This is a genomic window from Streptomyces sp. NPDC015144 (assembly GCF_043079735.1).
Taxonomy (GTDB): Bacteria; Actinomycetota; Actinomycetes; order Streptomycetales; family Streptomycetaceae; genus Streptomyces.
The window spans coordinates 134,633-160,070 of record NZ_JBIBUU010000006.1; the positions used below are offsets into that span (position 1 = coordinate 134,633).

The 25,438-nt window shown below is 73.0% G+C and carries 22 protein-coding genes and 1 tRNA gene; 14 read left to right on the top strand and 9 right to left on the bottom strand.

The genetic code is table 11. The features are described from left to right. Window positions 1–73 precede the first annotated feature (73 nt). Entirely contained in the window at window positions 74–775 is a 702-nt protein-coding gene (locus tag ACF08W_RS13040) for an FCD domain-containing protein (protein WP_352279196.1), read from the top strand. Window positions 776–851: 76 nt separating this feature from the next. Here the strand turns inward: ACF08W_RS13040 and phsA are convergent, their stop codons facing one another. After that, window positions 852–2,741, bottom strand: coding sequence for an O-aminophenol oxidase PhsA (gene phsA, locus ACF08W_RS13045; protein ID WP_385210560.1), 1,890 nt, complete (start codon window positions 2,739–2,741; stop codon window positions 852–854). 271 nt (window positions 2,742–3,012) lie between these two features. On the opposite strand from phsA, the gene ACF08W_RS13050 reads away from it, so the two are divergent. Together ACF08W_RS13050 and ACF08W_RS13055 are read left to right on the top strand one after the other, a co-directional pair. Beyond that, complete coding sequence (locus ACF08W_RS13050) at window positions 3,013–4,098, top strand: S-(hydroxymethyl)mycothiol dehydrogenase (protein ID WP_392279281.1); 1,086 nt, start codon at window positions 3,013–3,015, stop codon at window positions 4,096–4,098. Continuing rightward, entirely contained in the window at window positions 4,098–4,727 is a 630-nt protein-coding gene (locus ACF08W_RS13055) for an MBL fold metallo-hydrolase (RefSeq protein ID WP_385210566.1), read from the top strand. The genes ACF08W_RS13050 and ACF08W_RS13055 overlap by 1 nt, the downstream gene beginning before the upstream one ends. Before the next feature lie 16 nt (window positions 4,728–4,743). On the opposite strand, the gene ACF08W_RS13060 is transcribed toward ACF08W_RS13055, so the two are convergent. From ACF08W_RS13060 to ACF08W_RS13075, 4 genes are all read right to left on the bottom strand, one after another. After that, window positions 4,744–5,679 (bottom strand): RluA family pseudouridine synthase, encoded by a 936-nt coding sequence (locus tag ACF08W_RS13060; RefSeq protein WP_385210569.1) that lies wholly within the window; start codon window positions 5,677–5,679, stop codon window positions 4,744–4,746. Between the two features lie 208 nt (window positions 5,680–5,887). Further along, window positions 5,888–7,081: a hypothetical protein gene (locus tag ACF08W_RS13065; RefSeq protein ID WP_392279282.1), complete on the bottom strand. Its 1,194-nt coding sequence runs from the start codon at window positions 7,079–7,081 to the stop codon at window positions 5,888–5,890. After that, window positions 7,078–8,163, bottom strand: coding sequence for a hypothetical protein (locus ACF08W_RS13070; protein ID WP_392279283.1), 1,086 nt, complete (start codon window positions 8,161–8,163; stop codon window positions 7,078–7,080). The genes ACF08W_RS13065 and ACF08W_RS13070 overlap by 4 nt, the downstream gene beginning before the upstream one ends. 128 nt (window positions 8,164–8,291) lie before the next feature. Beyond that, window positions 8,292–8,379, bottom strand: a tRNA-Leu gene (locus tag ACF08W_RS13075). A gap of 184 nt (window positions 8,380–8,563) precedes the next feature. On the opposite strand from ACF08W_RS13075, the gene ACF08W_RS13080 reads away from it, so the two are divergent. The 3 genes from ACF08W_RS13080 (at window position 8,564) to ACF08W_RS13090 (ending at window position 11,168) form a co-directional block, all read left to right on the top strand. Further along, window positions 8,564–9,889 carry a M20/M25/M40 family metallo-hydrolase gene (locus tag ACF08W_RS13080; RefSeq protein ID WP_352279187.1) on the top strand — a complete coding sequence of 442 codons (1,326 nt, stop codon included), beginning with the start codon at window positions 8,564–8,566 and terminating at the stop codon, window positions 9,887–9,889. A gap of 164 nt (window positions 9,890–10,053) precedes the next feature. Continuing rightward, on the top strand, window positions 10,054–10,287 hold the full coding sequence (locus tag ACF08W_RS13085) for a chaplin (RefSeq protein ID WP_352279185.1): 234 nt from the start codon (window positions 10,054–10,056) through the stop codon (window positions 10,285–10,287). Between the two features lie 137 nt (window positions 10,288–10,424). Continuing rightward, window positions 10,425–11,168 (top strand): chaplin, encoded by a 744-nt coding sequence (locus tag ACF08W_RS13090; RefSeq protein WP_392279284.1) that lies wholly within the window; start codon window positions 10,425–10,427, stop codon window positions 11,166–11,168. 69 nt (window positions 11,169–11,237) lie between these two features. Here the strand turns inward: ACF08W_RS13090 and ACF08W_RS13095 are convergent, their stop codons facing one another. Then, window positions 11,238–11,426 (bottom strand): DUF5703 family protein, encoded by a 189-nt coding sequence (locus ACF08W_RS13095; protein WP_352280641.1) that lies wholly within the window; start codon window positions 11,424–11,426, stop codon window positions 11,238–11,240. 47 nt (window positions 11,427–11,473) lie between these two features. Between ACF08W_RS13095 and ACF08W_RS13100 the strand changes: the two genes are divergently transcribed. Then, window positions 11,474–12,127 (top strand): hypothetical protein, encoded by a 654-nt coding sequence (locus tag ACF08W_RS13100; protein WP_352280639.1) that lies wholly within the window; start codon window positions 11,474–11,476, stop codon window positions 12,125–12,127. 98 nt (window positions 12,128–12,225) lie between these two features. On the opposite strand, the gene ACF08W_RS13105 is transcribed toward ACF08W_RS13100, so the two are convergent. Together ACF08W_RS13105 and ACF08W_RS13110 are read right to left on the bottom strand one after the other, a co-directional pair. Beyond that, complete coding sequence (locus ACF08W_RS13105; RefSeq protein WP_392279285.1) at window positions 12,226–14,427, bottom strand: helix-hairpin-helix domain-containing protein; 2,202 nt, start codon at window positions 14,425–14,427, stop codon at window positions 12,226–12,228. After that, entirely contained in the window at window positions 14,424–15,407 is a 984-nt protein-coding gene (locus tag ACF08W_RS13110; protein WP_385210589.1) for an aldo/keto reductase, read from the bottom strand. Before ACF08W_RS13110 ends, ACF08W_RS13105 begins: the two co-directional genes overlap by 4 nt. A gap of 140 nt (window positions 15,408–15,547) precedes the next feature. Between ACF08W_RS13110 and ACF08W_RS13115 the strand changes: the two genes are divergently transcribed. Continuing rightward, on the top strand, window positions 15,548–16,597 hold the full coding sequence (locus ACF08W_RS13115) for an LLM class F420-dependent oxidoreductase (RefSeq protein WP_385210591.1): 1,050 nt from the start codon (window positions 15,548–15,550) through the stop codon (window positions 16,595–16,597). Window positions 16,598–16,765: 168 nt separating this feature from the next. Then, on the top strand, window positions 16,766–17,554 hold the full coding sequence (locus ACF08W_RS13120; RefSeq protein ID WP_352280645.1) for a ferritin-like domain-containing protein: 789 nt from the start codon (window positions 16,766–16,768) through the stop codon (window positions 17,552–17,554). A gap of 15 nt (window positions 17,555–17,569) precedes the next feature. On the opposite strand, the gene corA is transcribed toward ACF08W_RS13120, so the two are convergent. Beyond that, window positions 17,570–18,565, bottom strand: coding sequence for a magnesium/cobalt transporter CorA (corA, locus tag ACF08W_RS13125; RefSeq protein ID WP_352280631.1), 996 nt, complete (start codon window positions 18,563–18,565; stop codon window positions 17,570–17,572). Between the two features lie 66 nt (window positions 18,566–18,631). Between corA and ACF08W_RS13130 the strand changes: the two genes are divergently transcribed. The 5 genes from ACF08W_RS13130 to ACF08W_RS13150 all read left to right on the top strand — a co-directional run bounded on the left by ACF08W_RS13130 (window position 18,632) and on the right by ACF08W_RS13150 (window position 25,395). Further along, window positions 18,632–19,321, top strand: a complete 690-nt coding sequence (locus ACF08W_RS13130) for a histidine phosphatase family protein (protein ID WP_392279286.1) — start codon at window positions 18,632–18,634, stop codon at window positions 19,319–19,321. Between the two features lie 123 nt (window positions 19,322–19,444). Continuing rightward, a complete protein-coding gene (locus tag ACF08W_RS13135) occupies window positions 19,445–20,035 on the top strand; it encodes a DUF3090 domain-containing protein (RefSeq protein ID WP_352280628.1) in 591 nt (196 codons plus the stop codon). Next, window positions 19,999–20,844 (top strand): SCO1664 family protein, encoded by an 846-nt coding sequence (locus tag ACF08W_RS13140; RefSeq protein WP_385210596.1) that lies wholly within the window; start codon window positions 19,999–20,001, stop codon window positions 20,842–20,844. Before ACF08W_RS13135 ends, ACF08W_RS13140 begins: the two co-directional genes overlap by 37 nt. A 120-nt stretch (window positions 20,845–20,964) precedes the next feature. After that, window positions 20,965–22,194 carry a cysteine--1-D-myo-inosityl 2-amino-2-deoxy-alpha-D-glucopyranoside ligase gene (gene mshC / locus ACF08W_RS13145; RefSeq protein WP_352280624.1) on the top strand — a complete coding sequence of 410 codons (1,230 nt, stop codon included), beginning with the start codon at window positions 20,965–20,967 and terminating at the stop codon, window positions 22,192–22,194. 135 nt (window positions 22,195–22,329) lie between these two features. Continuing rightward, a complete protein-coding gene (locus ACF08W_RS13150) occupies window positions 22,330–25,395 on the top strand; it encodes an NPCBM/NEW2 domain-containing protein (RefSeq protein WP_392279287.1) in 3,066 nt (1,021 codons plus the stop codon). The last annotated feature ends 43 nt before the right edge of the window (window positions 25,396–25,438 follow it).

Here is a 25,438-nt window from a genome sequence, read left to right on the forward strand (position 1 = left end):
ACGACTTATTCAAGATTTTGTGACGTAAACGTCGTACTTTTCGTCGTCGAAGGACGCCCCGTAGGCTTTGACCATGACCACACAGGGCCCCGGGCTCCATACCCATGTGCTGGACACCCTGGGACTGGAGATCGCCGCCGGCACGCATCCGCCGGGGGCGGTCCTGCGGACCGACGAGCTCGCCCGGCGCTTCGACGTCTCGCGCACCGTCGTGCGCGAGGTGGTCCGGGTCCTGGAGTCCATGCACCTGGTCGAGTCCCGGCGCCGGGTCGGCGTGACCGTACGGCCGACCGGGGCGTGGAACGTGTACGACCCGCAGGTCATCCGGTGGCGGCTGGCCGGGGCGGACCGCCCGCGCCAGTTGCGCTCGCTGACCGTGCTGCGTTCGGCGATCGAGCCCGTGGCGGCCGGCCTCGCCGCCCGCAACGCCACCCCGGAGCAGTGCGCCGCCCTCACCGAGCGCGCCCTCGGCATGGTCGCCACCTCGCGCGGCCAGCAGCTGGAGGGCTACCTGGAGCACGACATCGCGTTCCACCGGATCGTGCTCGACGCCTCCGGCAACGAGATGTTCGCGCGCCTCGGTGACGTGGTCGCCGAGGTGCTGGCGGGCCGTACGCACCACCAGGTCATGTTCGAGGACCCCGACCCGGCCGCCGTCACCCTGCACGTCCGGCTCGCCGAAGCGGTCCGCGAGGGCGACGCGGCGGCGGCGGAGCGGCTCACCAGGGAGATCGCCGTGGGCGCCCTGCACGAACTGGACGTCCTCGCCCCCTGAGCCCCGCCCGCACGCGCGACGGCCCCCGCGGAAGTCTCTCCGCGGGGGCCGCCGTGCGTGCGGGCGTGTGTCCGGGTCAGCCGCCGTGTCCCTGGTGGCCCCCGCCGTGCCCGGCGCCGTGGTCGAATTTCATCGCCTCGGACGGCATCACGACGAACGGCCGCATCATGCCCATGTCCTCGTGCTCCAGCAGATGGCAGTGGTACATGAACCGCCCGTACGCCCCGTCGAACGTCCCGAGCACCTTCACCAGCTGCCCGGCGGGCACCCGGAAGACGTCCTTCCAGCCGTGCTCGTTGGGGGCGGCCGGGATCTTGGTGCCGTGGTCGAACTCCACCGGGGAGCGGGTCCCGCCGAGCGCCGGGTCGAAGCCGTCGAGCACGTACGCCTCCCGGCCCATCACCTGGAAGTCGGTCAGATGGATGTGCATCGGATGCGTCGGGCCGCCCAGGTTGAGGAACGACCACTGCTCGAACGTGCCCTCGCCGATCGTGAAGCCGAGACCGTCGTTGAAGGTCCGCGAGATCCTGCGGTACGTCCGCACCGTGCCGTCCTCGCCCCGGACCTGGAGGACCCCGTCCGAGGGCACCGTCACCGTCGACGGGTCCTCGACCTCCGCCATCTCCCAGATCTCCGGATGGCCGCCGCCGCCGACCGTCCCCGGCACCGTCAGCACCACGAGCCGGTGCCCGTGCTCCACCAGGCCGTGCTCGTACCGCCGGAAGGAACCCGACAGCACCTCGGGCAGCTCGAAGGTGTCCCGCCGCCCGGTCTCCCGCACCCGGAACTCCATCACCTGCGGGAACGGCACGTTCGACGCCGGGTCCGCGACCCCGGGGGCGAGCTTGCCGCGGTTGACCAGCCGGACCCGGCGGCCCGCCAGCGCCGAGAAGTCGACCAGCAGGTCCATCCGCTCGGCCGGGGCGATCGTCAGCTGCGGCAGCGAGGCGTCGAAGTCGACCGGCACCGGGCGCGGCAGCAGGCCGCCGTCGCTGCCGATCTGCCGGATCACCCCCGGCACCGGGTTGTTCTCGTCGTCCACCAGCACCAGGTCGTAGATCCGCGCGTTGGACGCGTTGACCAGCCGGAACCGGTACCAGGCGTCGTCCACGTCCAGATGCGGCCAGATCCGCCCGTTGACCGTCGTGTACGGGCCGAGGAACGGCAGCGACACCGGCTTCCCGGTCTCCGGGTGGGCCTTGGTGAGCACCGTCGTCTTGTGCAGCAGCCGCCCGTTGAGCCGGCCGTCCTCGTCGGTGTCGAGATTGCGGTCGGCGAGGATCAGCGGCAGCTCCCGGTCGCCGGACGGCAGGCCGAGCGCGTCCTCCTCGTCGTCCCGGACCAGATACGTGCCGACCAGCCCGGCGTACACGTTCCACCGGGTGATGTTCATCGCGTGGTCGTGGTACCACCACTGCGCCGCCTGGTGGTCGTTCGGGTACTCCGACAGCTGCGCGTCGCCGAAGCCGACCGCGTTGTCCGCCCAGCCGTCGTTGCCGCCACCGGTCTGGGCGCCGTGCAGATGCGTCACCGTCCAGGCGGGCAGCGCGGCGACGTCCGGGTTCGGCTCCACCCCGTCCCGGCCGGGGCTGTTGTGCGGGGCGGGCTCGCCCGGCGCGACCGGGCCGACCTCCACCGCCGTGACCGGGTACTCGCTCCCCTTCGGGACCCGGTTGGTCCACGCGATCCGGACCCGCTTCCCGCGCCGCACCTCGATGGTGGGCCCGGGCACCATGCCGTCGTACCCCCACATCAGGGTCGGCGGCAGTTGCGCGTGCAGCCGCACCCAGGTGGGTGACACGGCGATCTCGGTCTCCCGCAGCACGTCGCCGCTCCGCGGGCGGAGCACCGGCGGAACGGGCAGCGCGTCGACGTACGGCACGAGCCCGCCGACCGGTGCCGCCAGCACGGCAGGCTCGTCCCCCGATTGACTGATCTTCTCCGTGGCCTCGATGATCTCGGTCAAGGTACTTCCCCCATGATCAGTGATTCCCCTGTCGCGGGGGAGAACGACCCCTGCCCCCGCAGGTACCGGCCGATCTCCCCCTACGTATCAAAGGACCGCGGAGAATCCGACAAGGTTCTGCATCGCGCACCATCTGACTGGAACCGGTACATCCCGCCGGGGGAGCGGCAGTCGTTTCCCGCCAACGCGGCGCGCCGCCGTGACACCCTCACGGGGCGTACGGTTGTTCGCGTTCGATCTTCGCGAAACGACGGAAAGAGGAGACCACGGTATGGCGCAGCAGGTGCAAGGGGTCATCGCACAGGGGAAGAACGAGCCGGTACGGGTCGAGACGATCGTGATCCCGGATCCCGGGCCCGGCGAGGCCGTGGTCAAGATCCAGGCATGCGGTGTCTGCCACACGGACCTCCACTACAAGCAGGGCGGCATCAACGACGAGTTCCCCTTCCTCCTCGGCCACGAGGCCGCCGGGGTCGTGGAGTCCGTCGGCGAGGGCGTCACCGACGTCGCCCCGGGCGACTTCGTCGTCCTCAACTGGCGTGCCGTGTGCGGGCAGTGCCGCGCCTGTCTGCGCGGCCGCCCCTGGTACTGCTTCGACACCCACAACGCGAAGCAGCGGATGACCCTCCTCGACGGCACGGAGCTGTCCCCGGCCCTCGGCATCGGCGCGTTCGCCGAGAAGACCCTGGTCGCCGCCGGCCAGTGCACCAAGGTCGACCCCGAGGTCTCCCCGGCCGTCGCCGGACTCCTCGGCTGCGGCGTCATGGCGGGCATCGGCGCCGCCATCAACACCGGCCAGGTCGGCCGGGGCGACTCGGTCGCCGTGATCGGCTGCGGCGGCGTCGGCGACGCGGCGATCGCCGGGGCCCGGCTGGCCGGCGCGTCGAAGATCATCGCGGTCGACATCGACGACCGGAAGCTGGAGACCGCGAAGACGATGGGCGCCACGCACACCGTCAACTCCCGCTCCACCGACCCGGTCGAGGCGATCCGCGCCCTGACCGGCGGCAACGGCGCCGATGTCGTCATCGAGGCGGTCGGCCGCCCGGAGACGTACCAGCAGGCGTTCTACGCCCGGGACCTCGCGGGCACCGTCGTCCTGGTCGGCGTCCCCACCCCGGAGATGAAGCTGGAGCTCCCGCTCCTCGACGTCTTCGGCCGCGGCGGCTCGCTCAAGTCCTCCTGGTACGGCGACTGCCTGCCCTCGCGCGACTTCCCCATGCTGATCGACCTGCACCAGCAGGGGCGACTCGACCTCGGTGCCTTCGTCACCGAGACCATCGGACTCGGCGACGTCGAGCAGGCGTTCGCCCGGATGCACGACGGCGACGTGCTGCGCTCGGTGGTGATCCTCTGATGGCCGCCCGCATCGACCACCTGGTCACCTCCGGCACCTTCGCCCTCGACGGCGGCGAGTGGGAGGTCGACAACAACGTCTGGATCGTCGGCGACGACACCGAGGCGATCGTCATCGACGCCGCCCACGACGCCGCCGCCATCGAGGCCGCCCTCGGCGGCCGTACGCTGCGCGCCATCGTCTGCACCCACGCGCACAACGACCACATCGACGCCGCCCCGGCCCTCGCCGACGCGACCGGCGCCCCCGTCCTGCTGCACCCGGACGACCTGCCGCTGTGGCGGCAGACCCACCCGGACCGCACCCCGGACGGCGAACTGGCCGACGGCGGGACGCTGGAGGTCGCCGGTACGACCCTCCGGGTCCTGCACACCCCGGGCCACGCCCCGGGCGCCGTCTGCCTCTACGCCCCCGAGCTGTCCACCGTCTTCACCGGGGACACCCTCTTCCAGGGCGGCCCCGGCGCCACCGGACGGTCCTTCTCGCACTTCCCGACCATCGTCGACTCGATCCGGGACCGGCTCCTGACGCTCCCCGCGGAGACCGCCGTCCGCACCGGGCACGGCGACTCCACCACCATCGGCGCGGAGGCCCCGCACCTGGACGAGTGGATCGCCCGGGGCCACTGAGCACGCCCCCGGGGTTTCACCGGTCCGGCCACGCGGAAAGCCGCAGGCCGCTCTCGAAGCGGCGCGGCCCGCCCGTGACCGGATCGGTGAACTCCAGTACCCGGGCGAGCAGTTGGAGCGGGCGCGAGAAGTCGTCCGGCGCCCCCTCCGCCTCGACCACCGGATAGACCGGGTCGTTCACGAGCGGCAGTCCCAGGGCGTTCATATGGACCCGCAGCTGGTGGGTCCGCCCGGTCGCGGGCAGCAGCCGGTAGCGGCCGAGCCCCGCCCGGTGCTCCAGCAGCTCGATCCGGCTCTCGCTGTTCGGCTCGCCGGGCTCCTCGCGGGCGGCGACGACCCCGCGCTCCTTGACGATCCTGCTGCGCACCGTGCGCGGCAGTACCAGCCCCGGATCGTACGGGGCCACCGCCTCGTACTCCTTGCGCACCCGGCGGTCCCGGAACATCGTCTGGTACGCGCCCCGCTCCCCGGGCCGCACCACGAACAGGACGAGCCCCGCCGTCAGCCGGTCCAGCCGGTGCGCGGGCTGGAGCTCCGGCAGGTCCAGCTCCCGGCGGAGCCGGGCCACCGCCGTCTCGGTGATGTGCCGGCCGCGCGGGGTCGTCGCCAGGAAGTGCGGCTTGTCGGCGACGACGAGGTGCTCGTCGCGGTGGACCACCCCGACCGGGAACGGCACCGGCTCCTCCGGCGCGAAGTCCCGGTGGAACCAGACGTACCGGCCCGGCTCGTATCGGTCACCGGCCGCGACCGGGCCCCGCAGCGACACGAACCGGCCCTCGGCGACCATGGCGTCCACCCGGGCCGCCCCGATCGCCCCCGCGAACCGCGCCACCAGATGGTCCCGCACCGTCGCCCACGCCCCGTCCGGGTCCTCGGGCAGCCGCAGCCGGACCGGATCGATCCCGGCCCGCTGGGGCAACGGCGCCGCCGGGGGCCTCCCGCGCCCCCTCACCGGCCCGCACCGCCCGCCGCGCCGCCCATGCCTCTCCGTTCCTCGCTCCGCCGTACCGAACCCGCAGCGTAACGCCGGACCGGAAGCGACGACCGTGGCCCCGGCCCGCGAACCGTCGCCCGCCGGATGGTCCGGCGCGCTCGCCGCGCGGTCGGAGCCGCCCCGCGACCGCGCACACACCGGACCACCGGCACTCCGAGGGCGGCCCCTACTCCTCCGGCCCGGCCACCCGCTCCGGGCCGCAGCCGATCCGCTCGGCCTCGGCGGCCACGTAGCCGGGCAGCAGCCGGCCGGCGAGGTCCGCGGAGGCGTGCTCGATCCGGTCCAGCTGGTCCACCACGAAGACCACCGGCCCGGTCTGGCAACGCGCCCGGTAGACCGCCCGGGAGCCGTCCACGCTCCCGGACCCCTTGGTGCCCTTGACGGTCCGCCCGGCCTTCAGCATCCGCGGGGCGAAGACCTCGGACAGCACCGGGTCCGTCACCGTCGTCAGCCGCACCGCCGGATCGAAGGACCCGCCCGCCTCGCAGACCCGGGCGGGCCCACCGTCACCGCCGACCCGCGCCCGGGGCAGCTCCTTCCGGTACGCCGCGGGCAGTGTGAACCCCTCGATGCCGCAGAAGGCGTCGGCCCGGGTGTCCTGCCGCGCCACCGGGCCCGGCACCGGGTCCGGCATCCGGTACGCGCCGGAGCACCCGAAGTCGCGGACGACCCCGTTGGCGGCCTCCACCACGGTCCGGGTCAGCGCAGCGAGGTCCTCCCGGTCGTAGTCGGTCGCACCGTCGTACCCGGCCGGGCCCATCGCGACGTCCACCACCGTGGGACCGGTGAACTCGTGGCGCCCGACACAGCTCTGCGGGAGCGCCAGCCAGGCGCGCGAGGGCGAGACCAGGCCGGGCAGCCCCTCGCCCGGCGGCACCATGCCCGCCGTGAGGAACTCCCGGGGCCAGTCCCCCTCGTCGGTGCCCCGCAACCCGTCCAGCTGGTGCACCCGCACCGTGACCTGCCGACGGGCCCTGTCGTCCCGGTAGCTCGTGATCCGGCACTGCCCGTACGTGCCGCCCCTGCCCAGCGGATCTCCCTGGAGCACCTGCTCCTCGACCTCGGTCCGGCGGTCGCCGAAGAGCCCCGACAGCGTGGTGCCGCTCAGCGAGTCCCAGCACGGCGCGGGGCCGACCAGCGGAAGCGTGTCCGTGCGCCAGGCCACCGCGCCCGCGCCGAGGAGCGCCCCGACCAGCCCGGCGGCGGTGACGGCCAGCGCCGTACGGTGCCGCAGCAGCCGCCGGAACCCCGGCACCCGCTCCGGACGGCCCTCGGCGGACGCCTCCCGCCCCGCGGTCGCCGTGTCCTGGTCCTCCACCGCCGCCACCCGGTCCTCTCCGATGTCGCTCTCCCCGCTCACGCGTCCTCACCCGGCCCGCAGCCGATGCGGTCGCCCACCGACGCGGCGAACCGGCCGAACACCGTCCGGTCGTCGGGCACGCCCGCCCCCTCCAGCGAGGTGCCGGGGTGCGCGTAGAACACCGTCCGCCGCCCCGCGCAGTCGGTGCGGGTCAGCCCCTCGCCGGCCCCTTCCGGAAGACCGTCGAAGAGCGCGGCCAGCCGGGGCTCGGACGTCATCACGTACTGCGCGGCCGGTTCGTCCGGCACCCCTCGCGCCCGCCACACCACCGAACACGTCTGGAGCCGGCCGTCGACCACCCCCACCTGCTGCCGGTAACCGGAGCCCTTGCCGAGCTTCACCCGCACCCCGGGGATCCGGCACAGCGGGTCCTGGGCGCTCTCGTCGTCCTCCGGGACCGTCACGACGGGCGACGACGTGCGCAGCGGCTCGGCCGGGGCGCAACCGGCCTTCCGCATCCCGGTGTTGGCCAGGTCCACCAGCATCCGGACCACCTCGGACCGGGTACCGATCGAGAACGGCATGGCCACCTTGCCCAGGTGCCCGTCGCCGGTGCTCGCGCTGTGGATCGTCACGGCGGACGGCCTGCCGCCGACGTCGCACCCCTCGGGCAGGACCAGCATCGCCCGGTCGGGGGCGACCAGCCCGTCGAGCCCGTCCGGCAGCCGGGCGCCCGAACCGCCGAAGTACCGGGCGATCCAGTCGTGGCGCTCCCTGGCCCCGTACGGAACCGGGCCGTACTCGGCGGTGACCTGCTCCTTGAAGGTGAGCGGCCCGTCGGAGTCGTCGTCCGGGACGGTGGAGCCCACCGTCACCGTGCAACGGACGAGAGGGCCGTCGGCCGAGGGCGCGGCGGACTCGGTGGCGCTCCGTACCGATCCGGACTTGGCGAGCCCCTCGTCGCCCAGGAAGTCCGGGCCGCTGTCCTGCTGCCACGCCCCCCAGCAGTAGCTGTCCCGGAACGGCGGACTGTCCGTCGCCCACAGCCCGACCCCGGAGGCGACCACCGCCCCGAGGACCACCCCGCCCGATATCACCCAGCGCCGCCTGCGCCTGCCGTCCACCGCATGCCCCCGTCGCATACCAAGATCGCGTAAAGCGCCGATGGTACGGGGTGGCCCCTCGAGCCCCGGGAGCGGACCGGACGGACAGCCCGAGGTGTCCCCGGGTCCGGAAAACAGAAAAACCCCAGATCAACTGGGGTTTCTGCTGGTGTCCGAGGGGGGACTTGAACCCCCACGCCCGATAAAGGGCACTAGCACCTCAAGCTAGCGCGTCTGCCATTCCGCCACCCGGACAAGGTGTCTGTCTCGCGGGCTCCTGCCCGTTCCGACGTGGAAAACAATAGCAAACATCCGGGGGTGCTCGATCACGCCCCGGACTGCGTGAAGGGCGGATGACGAGGGGTGGGTGCCCTTGGGTGTCCGGGAGCGGCGCGGGAGGATGAGGGGGAGCACCACAGCGACGGTGGAAGGAAGCAGCGTGAGCGAGACCAACACGGCTCGGGCCGGCTCCGGCGAGGACGAGGTCGTGGACCTCTGTCGTGAGCTGATCCGGATCGACACCAGCAACTACGGGGACCACTCGGGACCGGGGGAGCGGCGCGCGGCCGAGTACGTCGCGGAGAAGCTCGCCGAGGTCGGACTGGAACCGCAGATCTTCGAGTCCCACAAGGGTCGTGCCTCGACCGTGGCGCGGATCGAGGGCGAGGACCCGTCCCGGCCCGCGCTGCTGATCCACGGCCACACCGACGTGGTCCCGGCCAATGCCCACGACTGGACGCACCACCCGTTCTCGGGCGAGGTCGCGGACGGCTGCGTGTGGGGCCGGGGCGCGGTCGACATGAAGGACATGGACGCGATGACCCTCGCGGTCGTCCGCGACCGGATGCGCAGCGGCCGCAAGCCCCCGCGCGACATCGTGCTGGCCTTCCTCGCCGACGAGGAGGCGGGCGGCACGTACGGCGCCCGCTACCTCGTCGACAAGCACCCCGGCCTCTTCGAGGGCGTCACGGAGGCGATCGGCGAGGTCGGCGGTTTCTCCTTCACGGTCAACGAGAAGCTGCGGCTCTACCTCGTCGAGACGGCCCAGAAGGGCATGCACTGGATGCGGCTGACCGTGGACGGCACCGCCGGGCACGGTTCGATGACCAACGACGACAACGCGATCACCGAGCTCTGCGAGGCGGTCGGCCGGCTCGGCCGGCACCAGTGGCCGGTCCGGGTGACCAAGACCGTGCGGTCCTTCCTGGACGAGCTGTCCGACGCGCTCGGCACCCCGCTCGACCCGGAGGACATGGAGACGACCCTCGCCAAGCTGGGCGGCATCGCCAAGATGGTCGGCGCCACGCTCCGCAACTCCGCCGCGCCCACCATGCTCGGCGCCGGCTACAAGGTGAACGTCATCCCCGGCCAGGCCACCGCCCATGTCGACGGCCGGTTCCTGCCCGGCTTCGAGGACGAGTTCCTGGCCGACCTGGACCGTATCCTCGGTCCGCGGGTGAAGCGCGAGGACGTGCACGGCGACAAGGCCCTGGAGACGAGCTTCGACGGCGCGCTCGTCGACGCGATGCAGGTCGCGCTGCAGGCCGAGGACCCGATCGCCCGTGCGGTGCCGTACATGCTCTCCGGCGGCACCGACGCCAAGTCCTTCGACGACCTCGGCATCCGCTGCTTCGGGTTCGCCCCGCTGAAGCTGCCGCCGGAGCTGGACTTCGCGGGCATGTTCCACGGCGTGGACGAGCGCGTACCGGTGGACGGTCTGCAGTTCGGTGTGCGGGTGCTCGACCGCTTCATCGACAACAGCTGACGTCCTGCCTGATCACGCCGACTTTGCCCACTCGCAATCGTCAGCGTGTACGGATCTGACCGGAACGGGTGAAAGGGGCTGCGTGCTCGTAGCCCCATTACTTCCTCCTCGTTACAGGTGGTGCGGTCCGCGGCTGGGACCGCACTGCCAAACTAGGAGGAATCATGATCAAGAAGGTCGTCGCTGCTGCGGCTGTCACTGGTGGCCTCGTGCTCGCGGGCGCGGGCATGGCCGTCGCGGACTCCGGCGCCGAGGGTGGCGCTTTCGGCAGCCCCGGCGTCGTCTCCGGCAACGTCATCCAGGTGCCCGTGCACGTCCCGCTGAACGTGTGTGGCAACACGATCAACGTGATCGGGCTGCTGAACCCCGCCTTCGGCAACACCTGCGTCAACGCCTGACGTTGTGCGTCAACCCGTAAGGGTTTGAGCCAGTTCGGCCCCGGAGTGCATTCCCTGCGCTCCGGGGTCGCTGGTGCTCCGCCCCCGCACGATCGAGTCCGGGGGTATTCCGGAAGGCTAGAAGGCAGGAAACACCTATGCGACAGGTCACGCGTAAAGGCCTGATCACCGTGGCGGCCGCAGGCGGCGTACTCGCGCTGAGCGGCGGCTACGCGCACGCCGACGCGGGAGCGTCCGGCGAAGCGACGAATTCCCCGGGGGTGCTGTCAGGGAATTCGGTACAGATCCCGGTCCATGTACCGGTCAACGTCTGCGGCAACTCCGTGGACGTCGTGGCGCTGCTCAACCCGGCGTTCGGCAACACCTGCGGAAACGGTTCGCAGGACTCCCACGGCAAGCACGCCTCCGGCAGCCAGGTCGACGGCGACCTGAGCCAGGCGAGCCGGCCGGGGAGCGGCAAGCACCGCGCTCCGCTCGGCGGCGGCGGTTCGACGGCCCAGGCCGTCGCGGGGGGATCGCCGGGCGTGCTGTCCGGCAATACCATCTCCGCGCCCATCGACGTCCCCGTGAACGTCTGCGGGAACAGCGTCGACGTCGTCGGTCTGCTCAACCCCACCTTCGGCAACGACTGCCGGAACGTCTCGGAGGCCGTCCCGCCGCCGGTCGCACCGCCGGTCCACCCGCCGGTCACCCCGGTCACCGAGCACAAGCCGCCGGTACCGGAGAAGCCGCCGGTGCCCGAGGTGCCCGGGAAGCCGACCGCGCCGCAGCTCGCCCACACCGGGGCGGGCGGGCTCGACCTGCTGGTCCCGGCGAGCGCGGGACTGCTGCTCGCGGGTGCCGGCGCGGTGCTCTACCGCCGCGCGAGGCTCTCCGCCTAGGCCGGGAGCCCGGCGGCGACGCCGGTACGAAGGAAAGGGGCGGGTCCGCGGCCGCGGACCCGCCCCGACTCACCAGGTGGCCCGGATCTGGCGGATGATCCTGCGACGGAGCCGCGCTCTGCGGCTGCCGTCGCGACGCAGCGTCAGCCGGTCCAACTCCCAGTGACCGTACTCGGCATGGTCGGTCAACAGGCGGGCCGTCTCCTTCCGGGAGACCCCGCGTGGCACGTACACATCGACAAATTCGTATTCCGGCATCGCATCTATTGTGCGGGCAGAGCCCGTGTACGGATAGCGTCTGCACTATGTCTGATGCTGCGCAGCCCACGGCTGCCGAGGTACGCGCCGCCGCCGAGGCGGTCAAAGCCGCGCTCGACCACCACCTCGCGGCCGTCGAACGCCGGACCGGCGACGACGACGCGGCCGTCTACGACGCGTTCAACGCACTGGCCGCTGCCGCCGAGTTCTACGACGAACTGCTCTACGACCGCTACGACGAAGTCACCCCCTTCGAGATCCCGGGTGCGGACGATTCGCTGCCGCCGTACACCGGCCCCGAGGAGCCGAACGCTCTCAGCGTGATGATCCGGCGCGACTACGCGGTGGTGGAGCCGCCGAGGCTGCTCGCACAGGCGCAGCGGATCGCCGATGCCGACCGGGACGGCGGGGGGACCGCCGCGGTGGTCGGCTCCAGCGTCCACGCGGCGCTCGGGGTGCTCTTCGGGGAGTACGAACCGGACGAGATCGCCTCCCGGCACACGGAGTTCGGCCTGGAGGAAGGCGATTCCACGCTCTGGGTCACGGCCGCCGAGGAACTGCCCGAGGCGGGGGAGTGGCTCGGCGCGCCCTTCGACGACGCCGACCCGCAACTGGTCGTCTGCCGCTTCGACGTCAGCGCCGTCTTCGACGAGGACGACGACGAACCGGACGGGGAACAGGCCCGCCCGACCCGGGTCTGACCCGTCCGTCCGGTCCGTACGGCTCCGTCGGTACGGGGTCGTCGGTACGGCCGGGCCGGGTCACCGAGTCCGGCCGTACCGACGGCGCCCCGGACCGCTCAGCGGGCCGGGGCTTCCAGCAGGGTGCGCAGCCTGGTCGTGCGGTCCTGGGCCGTCGGCTCGGCGACCGCGCGCGGAAGGGCCTGGTCCACTCCGTGGACCACCGACAGATGCCGCTCGCCCCGGCCGAAGGCGGTGTACACCCAGGAGCGGCTCAGCCCCTGCGCCGCGTCGCCGGGGAGGACGACGACCACCGCGGGCCAGCGCGTACCGGCCGCCTGGTGGGCGGTGAGGGCCCAGCCGTGGCGGACCCGGGACGCCACTTGCTCCTGCGGGACGACGACCGGGGTGCCCGCGCAGTCCAGCCGCAGCCCCTCGGCGTCGGCGGAGACGACCACCGCGCCCACGATCCGGCCGGGCGCCGGGACGTGGACGACGCGGTCGCCCGGGTCGAAGCCGCCGAACCGGCCCGGTCCCGGGTTGAGCCGCTGCTTCAGGGCGGCGTTCAGCGCCCGGGTGCCCGCCGATCCGCCGTGGCCGACCGTGATCACCTGCGTCTCGGCCGCGGGAACGCCGATGGCGCGCGGCACCGAGTCGGCCACCAGCTGCACGGTGCGGTGGACCGCCTCGCCCGCGTCGCGCACCGGGACGATCACCACCTCCTTGCCGGGCGCCTCGACCTGGTTCAGCTCGCCGATGCCGATGCCCGAGACCAGCTCGCCGATCGGCCCGGGGTCGGGCGTACGGGAGACGACCTGGGGGCAGGCGCGGGCCGCGAGGACATCGGCGAACACCCGCCCCGCCCCGGCCGAACCCAGCACCCCGGGATCACCGCTGAGCACCAGGCGGGTGCCGTCGGCCAGCGACTCGACGAGGACCGCCGCGCTCTCGACGTCCAACTGCGGGGCGTCCAGCACGACGAGCAGGTCGATGGCGAGCGCGCCCTCCGCGTCCCGCTCCGGGCCCTCCGTCCCGGCGAGCAGACCGGCGAGGGTGACGGCGCTCTCCGGGACGTCGGTGGCCCTGGCCAGCCGACGTCTGCCGTCGGTTCCGTGGGTGGCGCCCAGAGCGCGCAGGCCGAGGCCGCGGGCGGCGGTGATCAGGGCGGCGGGCTCCGCCCGGGCGGCCTCGCCCCCGGTGTGCGCCACGAGACCGTGGGCCGCGGCGGCGCGGATCAGCTCGGCCGCCGAGCCGGAGGCCCCGGCCGGGACCGCCTCCGACCAGTCGGCGTCCCTCTCGCAGGTGCTGACGAGCCGGGCGAGCCCCTCGGCGAGGCTCTCCTCGGCGAGGGCGTAGCGGTCGAGGCCGAGCAGCGTCCGCACCGGTCCGCCGGTCTCCTCGGCGGAGGGCTCGGCCTCCCCGGGCCCGGAGGGCTCCTGGGTCTGCCCGTCCTGCTCGTCCCCGTCCTGCTCGTCCCGGCCGTCCTGGAACGCCAGGACGACGCCCTCGGCGACGGCGTGCTGGACGGCGGCCCCGGGGCCGGACACCGAACGCCCGGCGAGCGCCGCCCGCACCTCCGACGCGTCCAGCACCGTGTGGCCGCGCAGGGCTGCCCGCTCCAGCAGCCAGCCCACCAGGGCGGCCGTGCGCCGTTCGTCGTCCGGACCGCAGCCGGCGCCGAGCAGGGCCCGCGCGAAGCCGTCCGCCTGCTCGGGGCCGACCCCCGGCACGGCCAGCAGCTGCCAGGGGTCCGCGCGCAGGGCGTCGGGCGCCTGGGCCCCGAGCGTCTCGGCCACGGCTTCGGCCAGCGCCGCCGGAGCACCGCCCTCGGTCAGCACGGCGGCGGTGGCGGCGACCGCTTCCGGCGGGGCGCCGCGCGGGGCCGCCGGCGGTGCCGGGACGCGGGGAGGTGCCGGAGCGGGCTCGGGCGCGGTGCGGCGTGGCGCGGCGGCGGGGGCGTCGAAGAACGCACCGGCGGACCGCTCGCCGCTCTCCACCGCGCGCACGGCCGCCATCAGGTCGGCCGCCGTGCCGCTCAGCTTCGCCCCGGCGGCGATCGGACCCGCCTTCTCCGCCTTGCGCTGCTCGATCCGCTCCCGCAGCTCGCGCTGGGCGGCCAGCTCGGCCTCCGCCTCGGAGGGCGCCGCGGCCCCGTCCTCCGTACCCGCGTCCGTCTCCGTGGCGTCGTCGGACGTCGGTGACCCGTCGTCCACGGCCGCTTCGCCGGCGGACGGGGCGGGCACGTCGGCGGAAGGGGTGGCCTCGGCGCCGTCGTCGGCGGCCGGGGAGCCGGGGGTCTCTCCCCCGGGAAGCGCAGTCACAGCGTGCTCCAGTCCTGGTCGGGATAGCGGTGCACGGGCGCCGACACGTCGTCGAGCGCCTGGCAGATCTCGTCAGGAAGACTAAGTGCCTCCACTGACAGCGCCTCCGCGAGCTGCCGCGCCGTGCGCGCGCCGACGACCGGGGCCACCACTCCGGGACGGTCCCGCACCCAGGCGAGCGCCACCTGGAGCGGGGTGGTGGCCAGACCGTCCGCCGCCGTCGCCACCGCGTCCACGACCCGCCTCGCCGGCTCGTCGAGATACGGCTCGACGAACGGCGCCAGCAGCTCCGAGGCGCCCCGGGAGTCCGCCGGGGTGCCCGTGCGGTACTTCCCGGTGAGCACGCCGCGCCCCAGCGGCGAGGACGGTAGCAGCCCGATGCCGAGGTCGAGGGCGGCGGGCAGCACCTCGCGCTCCACCCCCCGCTGCAGCAGCGAGTACTCCATCTGGGTGCTCGCGATCCGGGTACGCATCCCGGGCGAGGCGAGCTGCCAGGTCGCCGCCTTGGCCAGCTGCCAGCCGCAGAAGTTCGACACCCCGGCGTACCGGGCGCGCCCGCTGGACACCGCCAGGTCCACCGCCTGGAGCGTCTCCTCCAGCGGGGTCGCCGGATCGTAGGCGTGTATCTGCCACAGGTCCACGTGGTCCGTGCCCAGCCGCTCCAGCGAGGCGTCCAGCGCGGCCAGCAGATGGCCGCGCGAGCCGTCGAACCTGCGGTATGGATCGGCCACGCTGCCGGCCTTCGTCGCGACGACCAGATCGCTCCTCGGCACCAGGCCGCCGATGAGCTGACCCAGCAGGTACTCGGCCTCCCCGCCGCCGTACACGTCGGCGGTGTCGACCAGCGTGCCGCCCGCCTCCCAGAAGACCTTCAGCTGTTCGGCGGCGTCGTGGTCATCGGTGTCCCGGCCCCAGGTGAGGGTGCCGAGCCCGATCCGGGACACGCGAAGGCCGGTGCGGCCGAGATGCCTCTGCTCCATGGGGGCTGAGATTACTGGCCGGGACCCCACCGGGCCCGGGCCTGTGGACAACCAGGCGGCAAGCCGCCTCTGCCGGATCGCGCCACCGCGCGCTAGAGTCCGGAACTCAGGGACGTTACTGATCGGTAAGGGGAGCGGCCATGCGGCTCGGTATCAATCTCGGCTACTGGGGTGCGGGAATGGACGGCGACAACCTCGCCGTCGCCCAGGAGGCCGACCGGCTCGGCTACGACGTCTGCTGGGCGGCCGAGGCGTACGGCTCCGACGCGCCGACGGTCCTCTCCTGGGTCGCCGCCCGGACCGATTCCATCGACGTCGGCTCCGCGATCATGCAGATCCCGGCCCGTCAGCCCGCCATGACCGCGATGACCGCGGCCACCCTCGACTCGCTCTCCGGCGGCCGGTTCCGGCTCGGTCTCGGCGTCTCGGGGCCGCAGGTCTCCGAGGGCTGGTACGGCGTCAAGTTCGACAAGCCGCTCGCCCGCACCCGGGAGTACGTCGAGATCGTCCGCCGGGCCATGTCCCGCGAGCGCCTCTCCTACGAGGGGGAGCACTGGACGCTGCCGCTCCCGGGCGGTCCGGGCAAGCCCATCAAGCTGACCGTCCACCCGCAGCGCGAGCACATTCCGCTCTACATCGCCGCGATCGGCCCGAAGAACCTGGAGCAGACCGGCGAGATCGCCGACGGGGCGCTGCTGATCTTCCCCTCCGCCGAGCACCTGGAGGAGACCGCGATGAAGCCGCTGCGGGCGGGCCGCGAGAAGGCGGGCCTGACCATGGACGGCTTCGACGTCTGCCCGACGCTGCCGCTCGCCGTCGGCGACGACCCGGACGCCCTCGCGGACATCTTCCGCCCGTACACCGCCCTGTACGTGGGCGGCATGGGCAGCCGCAAGCAGAACTTCTACAACCAGCTCGCGCAGCGCATGGGCTACGAGAAGGAAGCCGCCGAGATCCAGGACAAGTACCTGTCCGGCGACAAGAACGGCGCCGCCGCCGCGGTGCCGAGGCAGCTGGTCGACCAGACCTCGCTGCTCGGCCCCGTCGAGCGGATCGCCGACCGGATGCAGGCCTACGCCGACGCCGGCGTCACCACGCTGACCCTCGCCCCGGCCGGGTTCACCCTGGAGGAGCGGCTCACCGCCCTGCGGGCCGGGACGGACGCCCTGGAGCGGGCCGGACTCGCCTGATCCCGGTGCCGGCCGGTCGGGCCCGCCCCGGACCCGACCGGCCGGACGGAACCGGGGCCCCTCCCGTACCCGTGCGCCGGACGCCCCGGCCCGGGGCCGTTCCTGTTGCCCGTGCCGGGATGCCGCACTTGACTGTCGTCCGGAGGAAGCGGCACGGAGGTGGCAGTGATGCTCTCGGCGAAGAACCTGTTCCAGGAGATCCTCGACGACGACGAGTCGTTCCGGCTGTTCTGTTCCATTGCGGCCGGCGGGGAGTCTCAGGGCGGCTGGGAGAACGGCCGGATCGCCGCCCTGGCACCGGAGAGCCAGCGCGCCCTGGCCCCCAGGATCGCCCGGCACGGCGCCGACGAGGACAAGCACGGCAGGATCTTCCACGCGCTGCTGCGCAAGCGCGGGCTGCGGCCCGTGGCGGTCCCGCACGAGACCGACTACACGATGCTGCTGGAGAAGCACGGCATCGGCCTCGCCCACGAACGGCTGCGCGAGGAGGAACGGCTCACCGAGCACGACATCATCACCTACCTGGCCCACAGCCGGGTCACCGAGCAGCGCGCCTCCGAGCAGATGGCCCTGCTCCGCAAGCACTTCGCCGACCACCCCGACATCGGCCGCGCCGTACGGATGATCTCGGACGACGAGGACAACCACCTGGCCTACTGCCACGAGGAACTGCTCCGCTTCGCCCGGGCCGGACACGGCCGCACCATCCAGCGCACCCTGCGTGCCTGCGCACTCGCCGAGATCCGCGTCTACCGCGATGTCAGCCTCGCCGTGATGGACCACATGGGCCGCATCCTGGGCTGGTCCCGGACCAGGGCCGCGGTGCTGGCCGCCGGGATCCACGCGCTCTACGCCTACGAGCGGTTCGCCGGGTGGCGGCGGATGGTGAGCCTGGCGCAGCCCGAGCGGCGCGACGCGCTGGGCGGGCCCGCGACGCCCGGCCCCGAGCCCGCCTGACCCCGGCCAGCGCCCTCAGAGCCAGCCGCGCCGCTTGAACTGCCGGTACAGCCCGAACACCACCACGGCCATCAGCGCGATCACCGCCGGATAGGCCCACACCCACTTCAGCTCCGGCATGTGGTCGAAGTTCATGCCGTAGATCCCCGCCACCATCGTCGGCACGGCGGCCATCGCCGCCCAGGCCGAGATCTTGCGCATGTCGTCGTTCTGCCGCACCCCCACCTGGGCCAGATGGGCCGAGAGGATGTCGGAGAGCAGCCGGTCCAGCCCCTCCACGTACTCGGTGGCGCGGGTCAGGTGGTCGCCGACGTCACGGAAGAACGGCTGCGAATGCGCGGGGACGAACGGCACCTGCGCGTTCGCCAGCCGGGACATCGGCTCGCTCAGCGGCCCGGCCGCCCGGCGGAACTCCAGGAGCTGCCGCTTGAAGGTGTAGATCCGGGATGCGGTGCCCTTGGTGTCCCGGGAGCCGGTCGGCGCGAACACCTCGGTCTCCAGCTCCTCCAGGTCGGTCTGGAGCTCACCGGCCACCTCGATGTAGTGGTCGACGACGGCGTCGCTGATCGCGTACAGCACCGAGGTCGGCCCGTGCTTGAGCACCTCCGGCTCCGACTCCAGCCGCCGCCGTACCGCGGCCAGCGGCGCCCCCTCCCCGTGCCGGACGGTCACGACGAACGAATCGCCCACGAAGGCCATCAGCTCGTCGGCGGAGACCGTGTCGTCCGACTGCTGGTACACCACCGGCTTGATGACGGCGAACAGGGAGTCGTCGTACACCTCCAGTTTGGGGCGCTGGTGCGCGCCCAGGGCGTCCTCGACCGCCAGCGGGTGCAGCTTGAACGCCCTGCTCACCAGGGAGAACTCCTTCTCCGTCGGCTCGTGCAGCCCGATCCAGAGGAAGGCGTCCCCGGTGGCCCGCGCCTCCGCGAGGGCCTCGGAGAGATCGGCGGGGCCGTCGGTGCGGCGCCCGTCCCGGTAGATGGCACTGTCCACGATCACGGCGGGCATTCTTCCCTGCCCCGCTCCCCGGCGCACCTCTTCGCCGGTGCGCCGGTACCCCCTACGCTGGCCCGTATGCCCACCCTGATCCTCGTACGCCACGGACGCTCCACCGCCAACACGGCCGGGGTGCTCGCGGGCCGCACCCCGGGCGTCGCGCTCGACGAACGCGGCGCCGCGCAGGCCGCGGCCCTCCCCGGCCGCCTCGCCGGGGTGCCGCTGGCCGCCGCCGTCAGCAGCCCGCTCCAGCGCTGCCGGGAGACCCTGCGCCCGCTGCTCGACGCCCGCCCGGAGCTGGAACCGCACACCGAGGAGCGGATCAGTGAGTGCGACTACGGCGACTGGTCGGGGCGCAAGCTCACGGAGCTCAACGACGAGCCCCTGATGGACGTCGTGCAGCGCCACCCCTCGGCCGCCGCGTTCCCCGGCGGCGAGTCGATGCGCGCCATGCAGGCCCGCGCCGTCGACGCCGTGCGGGACTGGAACGCCCGCGTCGAGGCCGCGCACGGCGAGGGGGCCACCTACGTGATGTGCTCGCACGGCGACATCATCAAGGCCCTGGTCGCCGACGCCCTCGGCCTCCACCTCGACCTCTTCCAACGCATCCACGCCGACCCCTGCTCGGTCACCGTGATCCGCTACACCCGGCTGCAGCCCTTCCTGCTCAGACTCGGCGACACCGGGGACCTCGGATCGCTCGTACCGCGCGAGGACCCCGGCGCGGACGCGCGGGCGGCCGTCGGCGGCGGCGCTGGGGCGCCGTGATCGCTTCGCGCAGTAGGGTGGGCGCTCCGTAGGTGCCGGGGCGCCAGGCCCCTGCCCCGGGAGACCTTCCGCGGCCTTTCCGGCCGCTTTCCCCACCGTCGTCGATCTCAAGGGAGACAGGACGTGTCCCGTCAGGTGTTCCTCTACGACCCGCCGGACCGCTTCGTGGCCGGTACGGTCGGGCTGCCTGGGCGCCGTACGTTCTTCCTGCAGGCGTCCTCGGGCGGACGTGTCACCAGCGTGGCCCTGGAGAAGACCCAGGTCGCCGCACTCGCCGAGCGGATCGACGAACTGCTCGACGAAGTGGTGCGGCGGACCGGCGGGAACTCCCCGGTGCCCGCCGTGGCGCCGATGGACGTCACCGACACCGCCCCGCTGGACGTCCCCGTCGAGGAGGAGTTCCGCGTCGGCACCATGGCGCTCGCCTGGGACGGCGAGGAGCAGCGCATGATCGTCGAGGCGCAGGCGCTGGTCGAGCTGGACGTGGAGGCCGACGAGGACCCCGCCGAGGCGGAGGAGCGGCTGCTCCAGGACGAGGAGAACGGCCCGCCGATGCTCCGCGTCCGGCTCAGCGGCGCACAGGCGCGGGCCTTCGCCAAGCGCGCCCTCGACGTCGTGAACGCCGGCCGCCCGCCGTGCCCGCTGTGCAGCCTGCCGCTCGACCCGGAAGGACATGTATGCCCGCGCCAGAACGGATACCGTCGCGGAGCCTGACCGGCACCGACCACCTGACCCTGCTCGCCGAGGGCGAGCTGACCGTTCTCGGACAGATCCGCGGCGCCTCCAACGCGGCGCTCCACTGCACCGTCGCCCTGGACGGCGAGGAAGCCGCCTGCGTCTACAAGCCGGTGGCCGGCGAGCAGCCCCTGTGGGACTTCCCGGACGGCACGCTCGCCGGGCGCGAGGTGGCCGCGTACCGGATCTCCGAGGCGACCGGCTGGGGCCTGGTCCCGCCCACGGTGCTCCGCGACGGCCCGTACGGCGAGGGCATGTGCCAGCTGTGGATCGACGCGCTGCCCGAGGAGGGGGAGGACGCCGCGGAGCCGCTGCTCGCGCTCGTCGAGGAGGACGAGCCCGGCGAGGGCTGGAAGGCCGTGGTCCGCGCCGGGATCGGCGGGGGCCGCACCGCCCTGCTGGTGCACGCGGACGACGAGCGGCTGCGGCGGATGGCCGTCCTCGACGCCGTGATCAACAACGGTGACCGCAAGGGCGGCCATCTGCTGTCCGCGCCCGACGGCCGGATCCTCGGCATCGACCACGGAGTGACGTTCCACACCGACGACAAGCTGCGCACGCTGCTGTGGGGCTGGGCGGGGGAGCCGCTCACCGAGGAGGCGGCCGGGGTCGTCGAGCGGCTCGCGGACCGGCTCGCGCCCGGAACCCCGTTGGTCACCCGGCTGGCCGAACTGATCACCGAGGCCGAGATCGAGGCCCTGCGGGGGCGGGTGGCGCGGCTGCGGGAGACCGGACGCCACCCGGAGCCGAGCGGTGAATGGCCCTCGATCCCCTGGCCGCCGGTCTGATCCCGGCGAGGACGGCTCCGGGGGCGCAGCACACGGGAGGCCGTGGCGCAAGAACGCCTCTTCGGCCGGTATCCGGGATCCGGTTCGTATCCGGAACGTGCATCCGGTTACGCTCGTGGCATGCATGCCTGGCCCGCTTCTGAGGTCCCCGCCCTGCCCGGCAAGGGCCGCGACCTTCGGATCCACGACACCGCGACCGGCGGACGGATCACTCTTGACCCCGGTCCCGTCGCCCGCATCTACGTCTGCGGCATCACGCCGTACGACGCGACCCACATGGGTCATGCGGCGACCTACAACGCGTTCGACCTCGTGCAGCGCGTGTGGCTCGACACCAAGCGGCAGGTCCACTACGTCCAGAACGTGACGGACGTGGACGACCCGCTGCTGGAGCGGGCCGTGCGCGACGGACAGGACTGGACCGAGCTCGCCGAGCGCGAGACGGCCCTGTTCCGCGAGGACATGACCGCTCTGCGCATGCTTCCGCCGAAGCACTACATCGGTGCCGTGGAAGCGATACCCGGCATCGTTCCGCTGGTGGAACGGCTCCGCGACGCGGGCGCCGCGTACGAGCTCGACGGCGACGTGTACTTCTCCGTCGAGGCCGACCCGCGCTTCGGCGAGGTCTCCCACCTCGACGCCGAGGCGATGCGCCTGCTCTCCGCCGAGCGCGGCGGCGACCCGGAGCGCCCCGGCAAGAAGAACCCGCTCGACCCGATGCTCTGGATGGCCGCCCGCGAGGGCGAGCCGAGCTGGGACGGCGGCTCGCTCGGCGCCGGCCGCCCCGGCTGGCACATCGAGTGCGTCGCCATCGCCCTGGACCACCTGGGCATGGGCTTCGACGTCCAGGGCGGCGGGTCCGACCTCGTCTTCCCGCACCACGAGATGGGCGCCTCGCACGCCCAGGTGCTGACCGGCGAGCACCCCTTCGCCCAGGCGTACGTCCACGCCGGCATGGTCGCCCTGGACGGCGAGAAGATGTCCAAGTCCCGGGGCAACCTGGTCTTCGTCTCCCGGCTGCGCCGCGACGGCGTGGACCCGGCGGCGATCCGGCTCGCCCTGCTCTCGCACCACTACCGGTCCGACTGGGAGTGGACGGACCAGGTGCTCGCCGACGCGGTGGCGCGGCTCGGCCGCTGGCGGTCCGCCGTCTCCCGGCCGGACGGGCTGCCCGCCGAGGCCCTGGTGGAGGAGGTCCGCGCGGCCCTCGCCGACGACCTGGACGCGCCGGCCGCGCTGGCCGCCGTGGACCGCTGGGCCGAGCGGCAGAACGCCGAGGGCGGTACGGACGAGGGCGCTCCCGGCCTGGTGTCGCGCACCGTCGACGCGCTGCTGGGCGTCGCCCTGTAGTACCGCACATGCGGACAACTCGCTGAATCATCAAGGCTGTTCATCGGGAACCGGCCCCGGACTTCTTTCATGGAGTTCGGGGCCGGTTCCGTTTTGTCCATGGTCAAGTGCTCGATCCTGCGCTAAAAGCGCTCTATGCAATCATCAACGCGCATCAGAGCGGCGGCAGTTGCAGCCTTGCTGGGACTGGTGGCCGTCTTCACGGGACCCGGTGCCGGACCGGCCGCGGCCGCCGCACCCAAGGCCGCCGAGGCCGGTCCGGACACCACGGTCGGCGACGTCACCGGCTTCTCGGCCGACGGAGCCGTCTACCACCTGGAGGCGGGGGCCGCCGAGGTCCGGGTCGGCTTCGTCTCCACCGACACCTTCCGCATCGAACTGGCCCCGGACGGCACCTTCACGGACCCGGCGGGCGACGAGATCGTCCTGCCGCAGGGCACCCCGCCCCGCACCCGGTGGAAGGAGCTCGGCGACCGCTACGAGCTCTCCACCGCCGACATCACCCTGCGCGCCTACAAGTCGCCCCTGCGGTTCGCCCTCCACCGGGCGGACGGCAGCCGGATCTGGTCCGAGACCCGGGGGCTGAGCTGGAACGGCGAGCGGACCACCCAGACCCTGGCCCGGGGCGCCGACGAGCAGTTCTACGGCGCGGGCATGCAGAACGGCCGGGGCAACACCTCGCACCGGGGCAAGACCGTCGAGGTCGGCGTCGACTACGACTGGAACGACGGCGGCCACCCCAACTCCGTTCCGTTCTACCTCTCCTCGGCCGGATACGGCGTCTTCCGCAACACCTTCGCGCCGAACACGTACACCTTCGGCGACCCGGTGACCACCAGCGCGCAGGAGAAGCGGTTCGACGCCTACTACTTCGCCGGCGACAGCGCCAAGGACGTCATCGGCCAGTACACGAAGCTCACCGGGAAGCCCTTCCTGCCGCCCGTGTACGGGCTGGAGATCGGTGACGCCGACTGCTACCTCCACAACGCCAACCGGGGCGAGCGGCACACCCTGGACGCGCTGAAGGTCGCCGACGGCTACGTCGAGAACGACATGCCCAACGGCTGGATGCTCGTCAACGACGGCTACGGCTGCGGCCACGAGAACCTGGCCGAGACCGCCAAGGGCCTCCAGGACCGCGGCATGCAGCTCGGCCTGTGGACCGAGGACGGCATCGACAAGATCGCCGACCAGGTCAGGGCCGGCCAGCGGGTCGCCAAGCTGGACGTCGCCTGGGTCGGCGACGGCTACCAGTTCGCCCTGGACGGCTGCAAGGACGCGTACAAGGGCATCGAGGACAACAGCGACGCCCGCGGCTTCACCTACGCACCCGAGAGCTGGGCGGGCGCGCAGCGCTGCGGGGTGCAGTGGTCCGGCGACCAGTACGGCACCTGGGACTACATCCGCTGGCAGATCCCGACGTACGCGGGCGCCACGATGTCCGGCCTCGCCTACACCACCGGCGACGTCGACGGCATCTTCGGCGGCAGCGCCAAGACCTACACCCGCGACCTCCAGTGGAAGATGTTCCTGGGGACCACGATGACGATGGACGGCTGGGCGGCCAGCGACAAGCAGCCCTTCCGCCACGGCGAGCCGTACACCTCCGTCAACCGCGACTACCTCAAGCTCAAGGAGTCGCTGCTGCCGTACCAGTACTCCTACGCGTACGAGGCGACGAAGACCGGCGTCGGCATGGTCCGCCCGCTCGCGCTGGAGTACCCGGACGACCCCAGGGCGGCGACGGACGCCGCGAAGTACGAGTTCCTCTCCGGCGAGGACTTCCTCGTCGCCCCGGTCTACCGGGACACCGCCGTCCGCGACGGCATCTACCTCCCGAAGGGCACCTGGACCGACTACTGGAGCGGACGCACCTACGAGGGGCCGGTCACCCTCGACGGCTACAGCGCCCCGCTCGACACCCTGCCGCTGTTCGTCCGGGGCGGCGCCGCCGTCCCGATGTGGCCGGGCATCCGCTCCTACCGCGACCGCACCGCCGACTCCCCGCTGGCCTGGGACGTCTACCCGCGGGGCCGGTCCTCCTTCACGCTGTACGAGGACGACGGCGTCACCAAGCAGCACCGCGACGGCAAGTACGCCACCCAGCGCGCCGAGGTGACCGCCCCGGTCCGGGGCGCCGGCGACGTGACCGTGCGGATCGGCGCCAGCCGGGGCGACTTCACCGGCAAGCAGCGCAGGCGCCCGTACGAGTTCACCGTGCACACCGGCTCCGAGCCGGCCTCGGTCGCCCTGCGCGGGAAGCTGCCCCGCCTGGGTTCGGCCGCCGCGTTCGAGGCGGCGGAGCAGGGCTGGTGGTACGACCGGGACGACCGGGGCGGCGTCGTACGGGTCAAGACCGCGCCGCTGAGCACCGGGGCGCCGTTCACCCTGCGGCTGACGGACGCGAGCGCGGTCGGCGGCCGGCACCCGGCGGCCGGCGCGGTGGTCACCGTCCCGGCCGGGCAGGAGCTCGGCGCCGGGACCGGGTCCACCGTCGCCGTCGACGTCACCGCGGGCACCGCCGAGGTGACCGGGGCCGAGATCGGCCTGGACGTCCCCGAGGGCTGGAAGGTCACGCGCCCCGCGACGGTGGACCGGATACCGGCGGGCACCACCCGGCGGGTCGAGGTCGCCGTCACCCCCGACAAGGACGCCGCGCCGGGCGAGGCCCGGCTCACCGCGCTCGCCCGCTACCGCGCGGCGGGCGAACCGCGCACCACCACGCAGCGGTTCGCGGCCGCGGTGATGCCACCGCCGCCCACCGGGCAGGCCTGGGCGAGCGACCTGGTCTGGCTGACGTCCGTCAACGGCTACGGACCGGCCGAACGCGACCGCAGCAACGGAGAGTCGGGCGCGGCCGACGGCCACCCGCTGACCCTCGACGGGAAGACGTACGAGAAGGGCATCGGCACCCACGCCGACTCCGACATCGAGGTGTACCTCGGCGGCCGCTGCACCGCGTTCACCGCCGACGTGGGCATCGACGACGAGATCGACGGCTACGGCGAGGTCGCCTTCTCCGTCGAGGCGGACGGGAAGGTGCTGTGGACCTCGCCGAAGACGACCGGGGCCTCGGCGACCGTGCCGGTCGACGTGAAGCTCGACGGGGCCCGCCATGTGCGCCTGAAGGTCACGGACACCAACGGGTCCAAGACCGGTGACCACGGGGACTGGGCGGCGGCCCGGTTCAACTGTTCCTGAGCCCCACCGAGGACGGGGGAGCGCCGGGCGGTCGCGTACCGGC